The organism is Acinetobacter sp. 102, assembly GCF_037028485.1.
GTDB lineage: Bacteria > Pseudomonadota > Gammaproteobacteria > Pseudomonadales > Moraxellaceae > Acinetobacter > Acinetobacter higginsii.
Genome location: NZ_JAZEZK010000023.1, coordinates 1 through 16,562, shown reverse-complemented (window position 1 = coordinate 16,562; position 16,562 = coordinate 1). Strand labels below are relative to the sequence as shown.

15 protein-coding genes are annotated in these 16,562 nt (G+C 40.1%); 10 read left to right on the top strand and 5 right to left on the bottom strand.

What is annotated here, in order from left to right:
- Positions 1–179 precede the first annotated feature (179 nt).
- A complete protein-coding gene (locus WA352_RS18515; protein WP_005321446.1) occupies positions 180–833 on the bottom strand; it encodes an OmpA family protein in 654 nt (217 codons plus the stop codon).
- Positions 834–1,222: 389 nt separating this feature from the next.
- On the opposite strand from WA352_RS18515, the gene WA352_RS18510 reads away from it, so the two are divergent.
- The 6 genes from WA352_RS18510 (at position 1,223) to WA352_RS18485 (ending at position 5,632) form a co-directional block, all read left to right on the top strand.
- Entirely contained in the window at positions 1,223–2,137 is a 915-nt protein-coding gene (locus tag WA352_RS18510; RefSeq protein ID WP_005205432.1) for an acyltransferase, read from the top strand.
- 27 nt (positions 2,138–2,164) lie between these two features.
- Complete coding sequence (locus WA352_RS18505; protein ID WP_033134350.1) at positions 2,165–3,223, top strand: hypothetical protein; 1,059 nt, start codon at positions 2,165–2,167, stop codon at positions 3,221–3,223.
- A 117-nt stretch (positions 3,224–3,340) separates the two neighbouring features.
- Entirely contained in the window at positions 3,341–4,060 is a 720-nt protein-coding gene (minC, locus tag WA352_RS18500; RefSeq protein WP_033134351.1) for a septum site-determining protein MinC, read from the top strand.
- 74 nt (positions 4,061–4,134) lie between these two features.
- Positions 4,135–4,947 (top strand): septum site-determining protein MinD, encoded by an 813-nt coding sequence (gene minD / locus WA352_RS18495; RefSeq protein WP_004805162.1) that lies wholly within the window; start codon positions 4,135–4,137, stop codon positions 4,945–4,947.
- Positions 4,948–4,949: 2 nt separating this feature from the next.
- Positions 4,950–5,222 carry a cell division topological specificity factor MinE gene (minE, locus tag WA352_RS18490; RefSeq protein WP_004655180.1) on the top strand — a complete coding sequence of 91 codons (273 nt, stop codon included), beginning with the start codon at positions 4,950–4,952 and terminating at the stop codon, positions 5,220–5,222.
- Positions 5,223–5,344: 122 nt separating this feature from the next.
- On the top strand, positions 5,345–5,632 hold the full coding sequence (locus WA352_RS18485) for a PA4642 family protein (protein WP_004805161.1): 288 nt from the start codon (positions 5,345–5,347) through the stop codon (positions 5,630–5,632).
- A 75-nt stretch (positions 5,633–5,707) separates the two neighbouring features.
- Here WA352_RS18485 and WA352_RS18480 read toward each other — a convergent pair whose 3' ends face one another.
- Positions 5,708–8,797 (bottom strand): DNA translocase FtsK, encoded by a 3,090-nt coding sequence (locus tag WA352_RS18480; RefSeq protein ID WP_033134352.1) that lies wholly within the window; start codon positions 8,795–8,797, stop codon positions 5,708–5,710.
- Between the two features lie 252 nt (positions 8,798–9,049).
- On the opposite strand from WA352_RS18480, the gene trxB reads away from it, so the two are divergent.
- The 4 genes from trxB to WA352_RS18460 all read left to right on the top strand — a co-directional run bounded on the left by trxB (position 9,050) and on the right by WA352_RS18460 (position 13,335).
- Complete coding sequence (gene trxB, locus WA352_RS18475; protein WP_004805153.1) at positions 9,050–10,000, top strand: thioredoxin-disulfide reductase; 951 nt, start codon at positions 9,050–9,052, stop codon at positions 9,998–10,000.
- Positions 10,001–10,116: 116 nt separating this feature from the next.
- Positions 10,117–11,673, top strand: coding sequence for a methyltransferase regulatory domain-containing protein (locus tag WA352_RS18470; RefSeq protein ID WP_033134353.1), 1,557 nt, complete (start codon positions 10,117–10,119; stop codon positions 11,671–11,673).
- A gap of 86 nt (positions 11,674–11,759) precedes the next feature.
- Positions 11,760–12,491, top strand: a complete 732-nt coding sequence (aat, locus tag WA352_RS18465) for a leucyl/phenylalanyl-tRNA--protein transferase (protein ID WP_033134354.1) — start codon at positions 11,760–11,762, stop codon at positions 12,489–12,491.
- A 28-nt stretch (positions 12,492–12,519) separates the two neighbouring features.
- Positions 12,520–13,335 (top strand): arginyltransferase, encoded by an 816-nt coding sequence (locus WA352_RS18460; RefSeq protein ID WP_004805148.1) that lies wholly within the window; start codon positions 12,520–12,522, stop codon positions 13,333–13,335.
- Positions 13,336–13,669: 334 nt separating this feature from the next.
- On the opposite strand, the gene rimI is transcribed toward WA352_RS18460, so the two are convergent.
- From rimI to WA352_RS18445, 3 genes are all read right to left on the bottom strand, one after another.
- Positions 13,670–14,128, bottom strand: a complete 459-nt coding sequence (gene rimI, locus WA352_RS18455) for a ribosomal protein S18-alanine N-acetyltransferase (protein ID WP_201772402.1) — start codon at positions 14,126–14,128, stop codon at positions 13,670–13,672.
- A 93-nt stretch (positions 14,129–14,221) separates the two neighbouring features.
- The gene (locus WA352_RS18450) at positions 14,222–15,106 is read right to left on the bottom strand and encodes a metal-dependent hydrolase (RefSeq protein ID WP_005205446.1); all 885 of its coding nucleotides are present in this window, start codon (positions 15,104–15,106) and stop codon (positions 14,222–14,224) included.
- Between the two features lie 222 nt (positions 15,107–15,328).
- The gene (locus WA352_RS18445; protein ID WP_005205449.1) at positions 15,329–16,210 is read right to left on the bottom strand and encodes a metal-dependent hydrolase; all 882 of its coding nucleotides are present in this window, start codon (positions 16,208–16,210) and stop codon (positions 15,329–15,331) included.
- Positions 16,211–16,562: the final 352 nt, after the last annotated feature.

The following is a 16,562-nucleotide window of genomic DNA, read 5'->3' as shown; positions in this document are numbered from 1 at the left end:
TTCCGAGCCTGATTTTTCGAGCACAATTATAGACATCTCTGTTTTAGAATCCCAATAGTAAATCTAGGGATATGTATAAATTATGATGCCTTACACAAATAGCACGCCGTAGCTTGTCGCCTATTTTGATCTGCAATAAAAAAACCACCCGAAGGTGGCTTTTTTGAAATCAGTAAAAATTACTGTTTAGCATAAATGCTGATTTCTACACGGCGGTTTTGCTCTTTACCAGCAGCAGTCGTGTTTGAAGCAATCGGGTTAGCTGAACCTAAACCTTGTGCATCGATACGGCTACCAGAAATGCCTTGACCAGCTAAATAGTTCTTCACTGATTGAGCACGTGCTTGAGATAATGGGATGTTGATTGAGTCATTACCTGTGTTATCTGTATAACCCGTTACAAGGATCGCACTCTTGTTATCTTCACCTAAAGTCTGCGCTACTTTGTTTAAAGTACCGTAGAAGTTCGGTTTGATGTTCGATTTGTTCGTATCAAACGTAATGCTACCAGGCATGATTAATTGTACAGAACCATCTGGGTTACGGCCTACTTCTACACCAGTACCCGCCATTTGCTCACGTAATTTTTTCTCTTTATTATCGAGATACAAACCACCAGCACTACCAAGAATTGCACCAATTGCCGCAGCACGGTTGTTTTGCTTACTCGTATTTGCGTTACCCTTAGAAACACCATAACCTGCAGCAGCACCGATTAATGCACCTAAAGCTGCTTTATCGTATTCTACGCCACCAATGTTATTACCAGTCGTTTGGCAACCAGAAAGTACCAAGCCAGCCCCTACGAGTGTTGAAATTACTAATGCACGCATTGCGTTGCTCCTGTCTATGTATTTTGTTGTCTGGACAAATGATGAATGAGAAAATGGTGCTAGACCATTGATTTTTTGTTAATAATAAACACTTTATTTGTAGTTTTGTAATATTTTGATGCATTTTACTTGATTCAAGCAACACAATTTCTCCATTGTTATACCTATCTCATAACAAACACAAAATGAGAAATAAATCACAAAATAAAAAACATGCAATTTACAAGCAAACTTGACAAGATCATCTCGACCTTTTACCAATAAAAACCGATGTACGCATTTGAATATATAAAAATGTCAATAACTTAAAATATACAGTTGTATTTCAACATCTGTTGTTTATAGTTGGAACATCTCTTTTTCAAACATATGCACTCAAGGTTCGATTTATGGCTACCGCTAATAAAAAAGCATCCCTATTGCAAAAAGTCAGTAAAGGATTAACCGTTAGTTCTGTGATTACAGGCAGTACCTTCTTTCATGGACCACCAGTACTTGCTTTAGGCCTCACCAAATTATTTAAACAATCTGCAAAAGTAGATGAAACAAATATTCAAATTACCAACAGTTGGTTAGGGGTAAATAACTGGTTAATTGATCATGTTCTGCCAAATTTACAATGGGACATCAGTATTGATGAACAACTTGATCTGAATTTGCAGGGGCGATACTTAATGATGTGTAATCATCAAAGTTGGGTCGATACCACTGTGAATCAGTATTTCGGTTTAACCCGTATGCCATTGACTCGCTTCTTTACCAAGTGGGAACTTATTTTTATTCCTTTTGTGGGACAAGCTTTCAAAATTTTGGGCTTCCCAATGATGAAGCGTCACAGCAAAGAACAAATTGCCAAAAATCCAGAGCTAAAATCACGCGATATGCTGGAAGCGCGTAAAGCCTGTGAACAGTTACTTAGCCAACCTTTTACCTTATTAAATTATTTAGAAGGCACTCGCTTTACTGCTGAAAAACATGCTGCACAGCAATCCCCTTTTCAAAACCTCCTCAAACCCAAAGCGGGTGGTTTGGCCTTGGCGCTCAGTATTCTGGGGGATCAAATTGATGCATTAGTCGATATGACAATTGTGTATCCTGATGGCGCACCCGGTTATGGCGAATTCTGGTTGGGGGATGTGTCACGTATTGCTGTCGATTTGCGTAAAATAGAAATTCCAGACTGGGTACTCGGCGGTAATTATGAGGATGACCCTGTCTATCGTGAACGTTTCCAAAAATGGGTTGATCAAATCTGGACTGAAAAAGATCAGCTGATTTCACAAATGAAAGCAAAATATAATTAATATTCTCATCAGGAATTGAGTAAAGACATGACCCAGCAGGACTCAGGACAAAACTCTAAATATAACTATGTCAATCCGAACAGTGTGTTTTTTAAGCTGTTCCTCGTCTATGACATTTTCATGGTGTTTATTATTGTTTTTAACTTGTTCTGCTTAGGTATGAACTTTTTCCTGATGAGTAATATCGGGGCGTGGTTTTTTAATTTTATCCATCTCTCCAGTGTGCTGGATTTTTATCGTACCCATTTACACCCTTGGGTGATTACCACTGAAGCATGGTTCATTATCTTTTTGATTGTTGAACTGGTTGTGCGCTGGATCATCTCAATTGCACAAAAACATCATGCCCGTTGGTGGTTTTTCCCCTTTATTCACTGGTATGAAATCTTAGCCATCATTCCGCATCTACGTTTCCTGCGTTTATTCCGTGCAGGAATTATCGCTTATCGACTCCATGAACTCGGTTATAAGGTTGTGCCAGATGGCATTCGTATCAAAGCTCTATTCTATTATCGTGTGGTGATGGAAGAGCTGTCTGATCGTGTCGTCATTACCGTGATTGATGGCATTCGACACGAATTGCAAACCAGCTCTAGTCATAAAAAAATTATTCATGATCTGGTTGATCATCATCGGCAACTGTTTACTGTGACGCTGACTTCAATGTTGCAAGAATCTTTGGCGACAGCCTTACAACAACAGCAACCCATGATCACTCAAAAAGTCGGTGTTATTGTCAATCAAGCCATTGAAGATACCCCAGAACTGACCCAATTGTTGCGTCTGATCCCGATTGTAGGCAGCCGTATCGAACAACAAATACAAAGTATTGGGCAACGATTGGGTGAAAATATCAGTGCAGGCCTCATCGAACCCTTTACAGCAGGTTCCGTACAAAAGCCGAATGAAAATTACCAATATATTGCACAACAGGTCAGTGAGCTGAATATCGACAATCAGTACTTAGAAGAATTGGTCGAATCTGTCGTATTTGAAAGCCTCGAAGCAATTCGAAAACAGGTAAAAGTCAAACAATGGCAGCAAACTTTGCAAGAATCTGATCAATTGGATAAAAAAGCAGAATGATTACAAGAAAAATTACCAATCAAGCTAGAGAATTCGTGTAATTTGTTCTAGCATTTGCTTTTATTTACAACACGCTTCAACACAATAGAGCGCTTAAAAAGCCCTGAAGGATAAATTATGGCTGATATACGGATTACGGGCAGAATGGTGAATTTTAGTCGACTGACTTTCGACACAAATGACCATAATGCAATCCGACAGCAACTTAGCGATACACTGAATGAAGGTTCTTATATCGGTACACTCGTCATTATTGATAGTACCGTTGAACAAGAGCTGATTGCGTTAATTCAGCTTTTAATTGATTTAGGTTTACAACCGATGGCCGTCATTGATGGCATTTTGGGTGATGAAGCTCGGGCGATTCAATTCCCTGTTCTCCCTGCCGATCAGCCCTTACAGCGCATCAAGGCATCCAAAGAACAAGTGGTTGATCATGCTCCTGTAAAAACAGCGGATAATGCTGCAATACAAACACCACAAAAAAATACATCGAATGCATATATCACCTCTTATCATGATGAGATTTTGCGGACAGGCCAATGTTTGGTCCAAGATCAAGGCGATATTATCTTAAATGCGGGTATGAATAGTGGATCAGAAGTGATTGCATCTGGAAATATTCACATTTATGGCAATGCTCGTGGTAGAGTCATTGCAGGCGCAGGCGGGCAAACTGCGGCACGTATTTTCTGCCATTCGCTCGAAGCAGAATTAATCTCTATTGCAGGGACTTATTGTGTAGCAGATGATATTCCCAAAGATATGATCAAAAAGCCTGTACATATTTATTTAAATAACAAGCAAGAACTTGAATTTGAAGCCTTGCAGTTTTAATTTATTTAATTGAGTTTTAAAAGCACCAAATAAGCCCTTTTAGGGGCGTATGACCATAAATAGGAGTGGATTCGGTGGCCAAAATTGTTGTCGTAACGTCAGGCAAAGGTGGTGTAGGTAAAACTACAACAAGCGCATCTTTTGCAACAGGTTTAGCCCTACGTGGTCATAAAACTGTTGTGATTGATTTCGATGTAGGTTTACGTAATCTAGATTTGATCATGGGCTGCGAACGCCGCGTAGTTTATGATTTCGTTAATGTTATTAATAATGAAGCACGTTTACAGCAAGCGCTGATCCGTGATAAAGAGATTGAAAACTTATACATTCTCCCTGCATCACAAACCCGTGATAAAGATGCCTTGAGCGATGAAGGTGTTGCACGTGTCATTGATGAACTTTCTCAAGAGTTTGATTATATTATCTGCGACTCTCCTGCGGGTATTGAACGTGGTGCGATTTTAGCAATGTATCATGCTGATGAAGCCATCATTGTAACTAACCCTGAAATTTCATCTGTACGTGACTCAGATCGTATTATTGGTATGCTGGACAGCAAGACCAAAAAAGTTGAACAAAACGAAGGTCGTATCCGTAAGCACTTATGTATTACACGTTTTAACCCAGAACGTGCTGATAAACAAGAAATGCTTACAATCGATGATATTTCGAAAGATATTTTACGTGTGCCAACTTTGGGTGTTATCCCTGAGTGTCCGAGCGTACTTCAAGCATCAAACGAAGGTAAACCAGTGATTCTGTATACAGAAGAAAAAGCTGGCCAAGCTTATGATGACTTAGTGGCTCGCTTCCTTGGCGAAGACCGTCCTTATCGACACATTGCAGTACAGCCAAAAGGTTGGTTAGCTAGACTATTTGGAGCGTAATTATGGCAGGATTCTGGAGTAAACTTTTTAGCAGTGATGAAAAGCCATCAAGTGCACAAACTGCCAAAGATCGTTTAAAGGTAATTGTTGCCTCTGAACAAGGTTTAGGCCGTCGCCTAGGCCAAGACAAAATCGACCAGATGAAAAAAGAAATCATGCAGGTGGTGAGTCGTTATGTTCGTGGTGTGGATGAACAGCATATTCAAATGCAGGTTCGTTCAGAAGCAAATATCGAAATGTTAGAAATGAATATCAATTTACCTGAAGATCGATAGAAGTTTTTTCATTAGCGATTTTTCGCAAATAAAGGCAGAATACGCGGGTGGATTTGGAAAGTAGGACTTTCCCCACTTCAAGTATTTTGCCTTTATTATTTTATAAGACTGAGGAGATTGTCATGGCATTATCACAGCCAGCAACTTTCAATGAAGAGTGGTCAGATGAGCGTGTGTTTGCCTACCTTAACCAACTTCCTCCAACTGGCGTAAATGCTGACTTTCATGTGCTCTATCATGCATTCAAACATATGCGTCCAAATGATTATGAACGCTTAATTATCCAGTTTTTGGCTGATGGTCGTGATCTCAATGCGACCAATCCAGAAGGTCAACGCATTCATGATGTGATTGCTCAATTTCCACGTCAAAAAGATGGTTTCTTAGAAGTTTTAGCAAAATTTGCTTAATCTCTTCTTCAATAAAGCCACTGAATACCAATAAAAAAAGCCTCTATCAATAGAGGCTTTTTTTAGCAGATAATTTTAAACCAGAATATCTCGCTTACCATTGGCGCCCATTGAGCTGACAATGCCATTCTCTTCCATTTGGTCGATAATACGAGCGGCACGGTTATAGCCCAAGCTAAATTTACGCTGTAGCGATGAAGTCGATGCTTTACGTGTCTCTAAAACGAACGATACACATTGATCATACAGCGCATCACGACTTGGATCACCATCCCCATCTTCAAAACCACGTGAGCTTGGCTCCTCATCAAATGGCGTCAGGATTTCATCAACATAATCCGGCTCACCACGTTCACGCCAAGCATCACAAATACGGTTCACTTCATCATCGCTAATAAAGGCACCATGCACACGCTCAGGCTCGATTTTACCTGGCCCTAGGAACAACATATCACCATGACCAAGTAAGTCTTCTGCACCACCTGCATCGAGAATGGTACGTGAGTCAATTTTACTGTTTACACGTAATGCAACACGGGTTGGAATATTGGCTTTAATTAAACCTGTAATTACGTCGACCGATGGACGTTGTGTTGCTAGCAGTAAATGAATTCCTGCTGCACGCGATTTCTGCGCTAAACGAGTAATCATTTCTTCGGCTTTTTTACCGACTTGCATGATCATGTCAGCAAACTCATCGGCAACAATCACAATCGATGGTAATGGCGCTAAACGTGGTGCACGCTCACCGACAACCGAATCACTGGCTTTCCATGTTGGATCAATGAGATCTTCACCATTGGCAATCGCCTCTTCGACCTTACGGTTATAGTCACTGAGTTTACGAATTTTCAGGAAGGACATCAGCTTATAACGACGTTCCATTTCATTGACACACCAGTTTAAAGCACTGACTGCATCTTTCATGTCCGTGACAACAGGCGTTAACAAGTGTGGAATATCATTATAGTTGGCTAATTCAAGCTGTTTTGGATCGATCAAAATCAAGCGTAACTGGTCTGGTGTATATTTCAGTAACATCGATAAAATCATCGAGTTCACTGCAACCGACTTACCAGAACCCGTGGTCCCCGCAACCAGCATATGTGGTGCTTTACCAAGGTCAGTAATGACAGGATTACCTGAAATGTCTTTACCCATCGCCATAGAGAGCAAACCCGCAGGGTCTTCAAAAGCTGGCGTTTTCAATAACTCAATCAACCGCACCATTTCACGGCTACTATTCGGTACTTCAATTCCGATATATGGTTTTCCTGCAATCACTTCAACCACACGAACCGAAGCCATCGACATTGAACGCGCCAAATCACGTGAAATATTGGTCACTTTAGAGGCTTTAACACCCGGTGCAAGATCGAGTTCAAAGCGTGTTACTACTGGTCCCGGCTGGGCTTCGACCACCTGAGCCTTCACATTAAACTCTTGTAGTTTGATCTCTAACAGCTCAGAAAGACGTGCTAATTGCTCAGCGGTAAAATTGACCTTTTTGTTTGGATCAACTTCATCCAGCAATTCCAGACCGGGTAAAGTCGGTAGATCACGGCGTTTTTGCGCGACTTGCATGGCGCGTGACATTGGACGACCAAATGCATCCGTTAAAGGTGCATCCAGATCAAAATCATCTTCAATATCCAAATCTGCATCTGGATCAGCTTTACCTGCCGTTTCTTGCCATGCTTCGATAAAGGCTTCTTTAGACAGAGTTTCTTTTTGTGTTGGTGTTGAAACTTCAATCGGTGCTTTTACAAAAGCAGAGGATTGCGCATAACTGGTCGTTCGTGGTGAAGCCTGTTCACGCTCTTCTTCGACCAGAAGATCACTAAAATCATCTGCTTGCTGCTCAGCTATGCGATGAACATCCTCTTGGATAGGATGTATTGCATTTTGAATCGGTGCAGTTTCTGGCTGTACAGCTGCTGGTCTTGCAGATTCATTAATCAATGCTTCAATATCTGCCTCAAATTCGACCTCAGCAACCTGAGGGACTGAATGCGCCGGAGGCTCTTGCGTAAATGGAGTATGTAAATCTGTCGCTGTCTTACTGTTTGGAACAGCAGCCAACAATTCATCAAAGATTTGATCATCATTCCAATCTAGATTGCTGTGACTGGATGTCTGCGTTGCGGTTGCCACATGTGCGGTAGATGCATACTGTGCTGGAGCATGAGGAGCGTCATCCGCAGCTCTTAATAATGCATCGATTTCCTGTTTATGGCTCGCATCATCACGCTGTAAAGCACGCCATACTTCACCTGTTTGAACCAAACGTTGGCTTTCGGTTTCAAACTGATGGGCACGTTGTAAAGTCTGTTCAAAATCTTCAATCTGCTCAGTTTGTACTGGCTGACTACCTTGTTGCTGTTCTTTTGCAAGCACATCGGCAAACAGTTTTTCAGCCATCAACTGATGATGTGAATCATCAATTTTAATCAGTTTTGCTTGAACTTGATTCGCTTTAGCTTCACTCGTATCTGCTACAAGATCAGACTCAGTTTGTACTTTGTTCTTAATTGCAGGTGTATCAGCAGCGGCTAATTGCTCAGTCAGATCATACGCAGATTCATTCTGAGGCACATTTTTATAAAATAAATCTTGTAAATAAGCAGGCGTATTTTTCAATGTAGCCCACGTTTTGTTCCACTGAATGCCAAAGGCTAAAGTCAGTAATAAGATACTAAAAGCCAATAAGAATAAAGTTGCGCCATAGATGGTTAATAATTGGGATAAACTCTGCCCCAACTCATAACCAATAATACCACCCGCTGCATTATCCAAAGTATCTGCAGGTGTATTCCAATGCAGATACAACAAACTAGAAATGGACAGGATCAAGAAAAACTGTGCAGCATAACGAAATGGGCGGTTTAAAAAGCTTCTTGGCCACCAGACTTGAATGGCTTCAATAAACAAGAACAGTGGAATCAGCAAACTTGCCCATCCCAAGAAACCAAACAGTAAATCTGCGATCCAAGCGCCTGCTACACCGCTGGCGTTTGAAACCTGCTGGGTATCACTGGAAATATGCATCCAGCCCGGATCAAATGGTGTATAGGTTACTGTGGCAAGAAATAAATAAATGCCAAAAGAAATCAAAAATAATGTCATTAAAAAGCGTTGTGCATAAACACTTGACACCGCAGTCATATACAGTCCTGTAACCCAATTCGTTATTTGTTAGTATCTTTCAAGGCCTAAAATGCCTTAATCAATAAGTTTTATATTATGCACTCGTTCTTACAAAAAAGATGCACGATTGTTTACTGTTGTTGTTAACATCCTGCTCGGATATAGCTCAATTCGATTGAGTTAATCAATATTATCCCGATGGATTTAAACCACTCCGCTCTGGATTCACGTATAATTTTAGCAGTTTTGATATAAAAAGGATGTTCTTTAATGAGCGCTCGTCACTCACGGTTAATTATTTTGGGTTCTGGTCCTGCAGGCTATAGCGCAGCAGTCTATGCTGCACGTGCTAACCTCAAGCCAACACTGATTGCGGGTTTGCAACTCGGTGGTCAATTAACAACGACCACTGAAGTTGACAACTGGCCAGGTGACCCAGAAGGATTAACTGGTCCTGTGCTTATGGAACGTATGCAAGCTCATGCAGAACGTTTCGGTACAGAAATTGTCTACGATCATATCAATGAAGTAGATCTTAAAACTCGTCCATTCGTACTCAAAGGCGATATGGAAGAGTACACGTGTGATGCGTTGATTATTGCAACAGGTGCAACTGCACAATACCTAGGTCTTGAATCTGAAGCTGCGTTTATGGGCCAAGGTGTAAGCGCATGTGCAACCTGTGATGGTTTCTTCTATAAGAACCAAAATGTCATGGTTGTGGGTGGTGGTAACACAGCAGTTGAAGAAGCACTTTATCTGTCTAATATTGCAGCGCATGTGACCCTTGTTCACCGTCGTGACAGCTTACGTTCTGAAAAGATTTTACAAGACCATCTTTTTGCCAAAGAAAAAGAAGGCAAAATCAGTATTATCTGGAACCATCAAGTAGATGAAGTATTGGGTGACAAAACAGGCGTAACGGCTGTTCGTATCCAATCAACCCAAGATTCAAGCACGCAAGATGTGCAAGTTCAAGGCTTGTTTGTTGCGATCGGACATAAACCGAATACAGGCATGTTTGATGGCCAGTTAAATCTGCGTGATGGCTATATCCAAGTGCATAGCGGCACTGCGGGTAATGCAACTGCTGCCTCTATTGAAGGCGTATTTGCTGCAGGTGATGTGGCAGATAGTATCTATCGCCAAGCGATTACTTCAGCGGGCTCAGGCTGTATGGCAGCATTAGATGCAGAGAAATATCTCGATAATCTAAACTAATTAGGCCAATATTGAAAAACCACCAATCTTTGGTGGTTTTTTTTTGCGAGTATCCATACAATCGAAAAATTGACGGCTTTTTAAACATATCAACAATCAGTCTATAGGATATATCAATGACAACGACCTGGACGAATGGCTACCAAACTGAAGTAAATTATACCTACGGTTATTATCGAGACCTCAGCCCGAATTTCCAAAAGTTTTGCTTACTTTTAAATGGCATCGATAGTCCAGATTTTCAGGAAAATCATAATCATTGTGAACTTGGCTTTGGTCAAGGTGTCAGTATTAATATTCACGCCACCTGTAATGAAGCGGCATTCTACGGTACAGACTTCAATCCAGCACATGCAGCACATGCCAATCAACTGGCTGAGCAGAGCAAAACCGAACATTACTTCTATGATGATAGTTTTGAAGAGTTGCTTAATCGTTCTGATCTTCCGATGTTTGATTCGATCAGCCTACACGGGATTTGGAGCTGGATCAGCTATGAAAATCAGCACATTATTCTCAAATTTATTCGTAAATTCTTAAAACCCAATGGTATTGTCTATATCAGCTATAACTGCGTTACTGGTTGGGCAGCGAATATGCCAATTCGCGAACTGTTCCATAGCCATTTTAAGTTTAATAGCAAAAGTACCAATCCTCTGCAAAAGGTCAATGAAGCCCTCACCTTCAGTGAAGACTTACTTAAGCAAAATCCAATTTTTGCGCAACGTAATCCCAATGCCGTACAAAAAGTCGCTGATTTAAAACAGCAAAATCCAAACTACTTGATTCATGAATATCTCAATCAAGATTGGCAATGTTTTTCCTTCCAGCAAATTGTGCGTATTCTGGATGAAATCAAACTGTCCTATGCAGGTTCAACCGATTTAAATACACACCTCGATAACATCAATTTTTCAGAACAGCACCAAGCTTTTTTGAATGCCATTGAGCACCCTATTTTTAAAGAACAATGCCGCGACTATTTTGCTAACACGCAATTTAGACGAGACTTGTTTATTCGAGGTAAAAATAACTTAACCCCATTACAGGCACAAGAACGACTGCGCAACACGGCCTTTGTGTTACTTACAGCCAAGGAACAACTACCAACCAGTATCAGTGGGTTATTAGGCACCTTTAATTTAATTGAAGAAATTTATCTGCCCATTGGCGATAAATTTGCAAAGGAAAACTATCAACCACTGACCATTTTTGAACTGGAACAAAGTTTGCCAGATCTCAACTATGCAAAAATTCTCAATGCTTTAGTCATTCTATCGCACCTTGGTTTAGCTCAACCGTGTCAAAACTTAGACCCGAAGCAACAAACTTTAGAGCAATCCCAACGTTTAAATCACTACTTATTAAAGCAAGCGAGTTTTCATCAAAACTATAATGTCCTGATTAGCCCAATTACAGGAATCGGTATTCCAACTGAGCATTTCCATCAACTGTTCTATCGTGCACATTTCATTGATGGTTTAGCATCAGCGAGTGAATTTGCGCAATATGTACAGGATGCAATCAGCCAACTCAATTGGTTAGTCTTGGACAGCGAAGGTAAAACCGTATCAGACAAAGAAAAAAGTCTTGAAATTATTCAAACTAAAGCACAACTTTTCCTCGACAGTAAAAAATTAGAAATTGCTAAACATTTACGTTTGTTTGATTAATCTCGTATAGGGAATGGCTCTGCCAATGATTGCCATTCCCTATAACTTCAGTTAGCTTAGAATTAATCTTATTAATTTTTTATGCTATGCAACAACTCCCACCCTCGCAATATATTTTCCCGAATCCAATCGAAGCTGATCCTGAAGGACAAGGATTTATTTGTATTGGTGCAGACCTCTCCCCTTCTACTTTATTTGAAGCCTACACACATGGGCTGTTCCCTTGGTTCAATGAAGACGAGCCAATTTGCTGGTGGAGTCCTGAACCGCGATGCATTATCGAACCACATGCTTACAAACCAAGTAAATCTTTAATTCGAAATATGAAAAAGCATGATTATCGAATTACCATTAACAATGCTTTTGAAGACGTGATTCGTTCTTGTTCATTGCCTCGGAGCTATGCCAATGAAACCTGGATTAGTGAAGATATCATCGAAGGCTATTGCGCATTATTCCAAGCGGGTTATGCTTATAGTATTGAAGTCTGGCAGCAGGATAAATTGGTTGGCGGACTCTATGGTGTCAGCGTTGGCAAAGGCTGCTTTGGAGAGTCGATGTTTAGTACTGAAACTGACGTTTCTAAAATGGCTTTCTATACTTTAATGCTGATTGGACAAGAAAATCAGTTGCCATGGATTGATTGCCAATTGGTCAATGATCACCTTTTAAGCCTCGGTGCGAGTACACTTTCTCGCCAAGCCTACCTTAAATCGTTACAAGATGTAATTATTGCCCCCTCTATCAATTGGAAAAGTTATCAAGAACGTGTATTTTCAAGTAAAACAATAGCAGTTTTTGCAAAATTAGACGGTTAACGGATTAACACCTTGGAGGGACAGATTAATGAAATCATATCAACCCAAGTCCCTTTTAAATGACTTACAGTACTATATTACGCCACCGCACGACTGCAGTTATCTTGATAACAAATCAGCCCGAATGGTGTTCCTAGATCCAATTCACCGTATCGATGTGGTGACGTTGTCAGAACTTTCTCGTGTTGGTTTTCGTCGTAGTGGTGATTTTGTCTATCGCCCTGAATGTCACTTATGTCGCCAATGCTTATCTTGCCGTGTTCCCGTTCAAGAATTTAAAATGAACAGCAGCCAAAAAAAGGCATGGAAACGCAATCAAGATTTGCAAATGAGTATTTTGCCGACCTCGCAAGCCACTCAACAACACTACGACTTATATGAACGTTATATCAATGAACGTCACTCAGATGGTGATATGTACCCTGCCAGTCTAGATCAGTTTGAAAAATTTCTGGTACATAGCTGCACAGAAAGTTTCTTTATTGAACTTTGGAAAGACCAAAAACTGATTGGTGTTTCAACCTGTGATTTGATGGACGATGGGCTGTCAGCAGTCTATACCTTCTTTGATCCAGATGAACAACGCCGTTCTTTAGGTGTGTTTGCGATCCTTAAACAAATCGAATATGTACGCACACTCAACCTAGACTATTTATACCTAGGCTACTGGGTGCCACATTCACCCAAAATGAATTATAAATCGCAATATACGCCACTCGAATTATTGCTTGATGGGCAATGGCGTCGACTTAATCGTCCACTCTCTGAAAATGAAATCCATCAACTTGGAAATTCATTGATGAGTACGCTGCCTTCTGAGTGGAATAATTTAATTATTAAATAATTTAAATTTGATAATTTTTTCGACTATTTGATACACGCAAGTGTCATTCACAACCTGAGCAAGTTAAAGCGATTATAGCTTTAGCGCAGCGCAAGACAAACGAAGTGCGTAGTTTATACTAAGCAAAGTTTTTCGCCTTGCGGTGAACTTTGATCAAGTAGTGCAAGAAAGATGGTTTGCCCTTGCGGAGCTTTCGCTCCTCATACCGAAACAAAAGTAGGGCGAACCGCAGGTTTATCATGAAATTGGATAATTAACCTGAATGACTCCGTTACAACAAATACTTTTTAATATTTTAGAATATATGTCTGAGTCAAACTTAAATTGCATAAATTTATTGAAATAACGCTGCAAAATCATCAGTGCATGTTTTGACCATAATCACGGCATGCTCTCTTGAACCATCGGGGTTTGGATAATAATTTTTACGTAAGTCAATTTGATGAAAACCTGTTTTTTCATACAAACGAATCGCAGCTGCATTACTTTCACGAACTTCTAAAAAAATCTGAATTGGATTGTTTTTTAATTGCTGGATTGAGCTTTCTAATAATTCATAACCCAGTCCTTTACCCTGTTGGCTTGGGTGAATCGCCATCAACAATAAATTTGCTTCATCCAAAACGGGCTGCAGAATACAGAATCCCACCACTTGATTGGCTTGTTCATACACCGTACATTGATACGAGGCGAAAGACTCCTGAAACTGCTGCTTTGACCAGGGATGGGTTTGCACCAATCGCTCAATCCCCGCCACACTTTCTAAGTCATTTTCTTGCATCAATCGAATCACGATCTATCACTCTATAAAATACTGGTGCAGATTATCAGCAATTTAAAGCAAAATTTGAATAAAAAAATGGGCAGTTTTGACTGCCCATTGAAGTTAACTTAGATTAAAACCCAATTCAGCACGCCATTTATTCAAAAGTGCTGTGGTATCTTCATCATTCGGATGAAATTTCGGTCTTAAAAAATCTAACAAGGTCGGGATTTGGCGGGTCATAAAACCTTTATAGCCATACATAAATTTGATCATGTATTTGGTATCACGCCATGTCAATTTGCCATCTGTTTGTAGAAGCTTGGCGGTAAAATAAGATTGGGTAATAAAGATGAGCCCCATTGCAATAACTAAGGCCAATGAACGCATAAAATACGCTTTAGGGCCTTGACCATACATCGCTTCATAGACATCAAAAGCAACCGCTTTATGCTCGTTTTCTTCAACTGCATGCCACATCCATAAATGGTACATGGTTTCATCCATAAACATCGCTTGAATGTCTGGATTACTTAATAGTTCTTCTGCAATGGTTGAAGTAAAGTGCTCCAAGGCACAGGTTCCCGTCAAACCAATCATTTCTTTGGTGAAACCGAAAGGTTTTAAGAGTTTTGCTGTCATTCCAATGGTACGGTTGATTAAACGACCTGTTTGCCCTTCCATTTTACGAACATCGTAACCATAGGCCTCCGCTGAAGCATTAAATGCAAGATGCTCTTTTGAATGCATGGCTTCTTGACCAATAAAGGCACTGATCTCTTTCTGAAGTCGCTCATCTGCGAGTTTGGGATCATTCCGTACTGCACGGGTGCTGTTCACAAAGAATTGCTCACCTTCTGGAAACAGTGCCGAAAGCGCAGTCATAAAATGAGTTAAAGCAGCATCACCATTGGCCCAATAACGTGGCACCTCACCAAATTCAAAATCCATTCGGCGTACAGGGAAACTGGCGCCAGCTCGGTTTGAAATATTGACTTTAGCATTCATACCCTGTTCTCCTATCCGATGAATATTTTTCATTGATCGTATTCCATACTTTATTTATACGCTCTTTTCAGTGCATGAAATAAGTGCAGATAAGGTCAGAAAAGCATCATCTTAGGACATGTCAGCTTGCTCAAAATTCTGTATGAAATGAAAGATTAAAATAAAAAAGGGACAATACTTATTGTCCCTTTTCAGGAATTACGAGGCTAAAATAAACAGCGTTTACAGACCTAATTTTGCCTTCCAATCTTGCAATAATTGTACGGTATCTAAATCATTTGGATGGAAACCAGGCTTGAAGTAGGCCAACATTTCACCCGCCATTCCAGAGATAATTCCTTTCGACGGACTATAGGCGTATTCATAAATCATACCGAGCTCTTTGAAATTTAATTTTCCATCATCTTTCAATAATTTCAATACGAATGAAGATTGAGTCAAGAAAATTGCAACCATCGAAACGACCAGTGCAGTATTGCGTAATGCGTAGGCTTTTACACCACGACCAAAAATTTCTTCATACACATCATAAGCAACCGCCTTATGTTCATTTTCTTCTACTGCATGCCATAACCACATATATTCCATGGTCTTGTCTTGCATTAACTCTTGAATATGCGGATTACGCAATAATTCTGATGCAATGGTTGCAGTAAAATGTTCGAGTGCTGTAGTTGCAGTCAAATCGACCATTTCTTGCGTCATGCCAAATGGCTTAACCAATTTAGCAAATAATTTACGGCCTGTTTGAATCACGACACCTGTTCTTCGTTCAAGTGTTTCGACATCATGACCATATTTCTGAGCTGAAGCATTAAAGTTGACATGCTCTTGGGTATGCATCGCCTCTTGACCAATAAAAGCACTGATTTCTTTTTGCAGTTTTTCATTGTCTTTAATGGCTGGGTGATAACGTACAGCACGCACTGAATCGATAAAGAGTTTTTCACCATCTGGAAATAGTGCAGATAAACCTGTCATAAAATGAGTTAATCCAGCAGAACCACTGACCCAATATTCAGGAACTTCATTAAAATCAAAATTCATACGACGTACTGGGAAACTTGCACCTGCACGATTCGAAACATTCACTTTAGCATTCATGCTGCCTACTCCTTTTCAGTGGAATATCTCCACTGAGCACTTTTGTTCGTTTTCTTGAGTTTTATATTACGGTTTTATGCGAATCAATTAAGTGCAGTTTAGGACAGCGTAGTATCAGTTTAGGACATGAGGAGAAAAATTTAATTAAGTATTAAATTTTTCGACGCAAGAGAAAAAGAAAATAAGTAAGACTAATTCTCGATGCAAGAGAAAAAAGAAAATCAATGAAACAACTTTTCTGACGTAAAAGGAAATTTTAACTGAATATTAGATTTTAGATATAAGAAAAGAAATACAAAACCACAGATATAAAAAAACACCCCAGAGGGGTGTTTTTTATCACTCTAAGCGA

Excerpts from the sequence above, each read along its gene's own strand:
- WA352_RS18445 (WP_005205449.1), bottom strand. The coding sequence starts at position 16,210 with ATGAATGCTAAAGTGAATGTTTCGAATCGTGCAGGTGCAAGTTTCCCA.
- WA352_RS18470 (WP_033134353.1), top strand. The coding sequence starts at position 10,117 with ATGACAACGACCTGGACGAATGGCTACCAAACTGAAGTAAATTATACC.
- WA352_RS18460 (WP_004805148.1), top strand. The coding sequence starts at position 12,520 with ATGAAATCATATCAACCCAAGTCCCTTTTAAATGACTTACAGTACTAT.
- WA352_RS18450 (WP_005205446.1), bottom strand. The coding sequence starts at position 15,106 with ATGAATGCTAAAGTCAATATTTCAAACCGAGCTGGCGCCAGTTTCCCT.
- WA352_RS18485 (WP_004805161.1), top strand. The coding sequence starts at position 5,345 with ATGGCATTATCACAGCCAGCAACTTTCAATGAAGAGTGGTCAGATGAG.
- minC (WP_033134351.1), top strand. The coding sequence starts at position 3,341 with ATGGCTGATATACGGATTACGGGCAGAATGGTGAATTTTAGTCGACTG.
- WA352_RS18480 (WP_033134352.1), bottom strand. The coding sequence starts at position 8,797 with ATGACTGCGGTGTCAAGTGTTTATGCACAACGCTTTTTAATGACATTA.
- WA352_RS18515 (WP_005321446.1), bottom strand. The coding sequence starts at position 833 with ATGCGTGCATTAGTAATTTCAACACTCGTAGGGGCTGGCTTGGTACTT.
- minE (WP_004655180.1), top strand. The coding sequence starts at position 4,950 with ATGGCAGGATTCTGGAGTAAACTTTTTAGCAGTGATGAAAAGCCATCA.
- trxB (WP_004805153.1), top strand. The coding sequence starts at position 9,050 with ATGAGCGCTCGTCACTCACGGTTAATTATTTTGGGTTCTGGTCCTGCA.
- aat (WP_033134354.1), top strand. The coding sequence starts at position 11,760 with ATGCAACAACTCCCACCCTCGCAATATATTTTCCCGAATCCAATCGAA.
- WA352_RS18505 (WP_033134350.1), top strand. The coding sequence starts at position 2,165 with ATGACCCAGCAGGACTCAGGACAAAACTCTAAATATAACTATGTCAAT.
- WA352_RS18510 (WP_005205432.1), top strand. The coding sequence starts at position 1,223 with ATGGCTACCGCTAATAAAAAAGCATCCCTATTGCAAAAAGTCAGTAAA.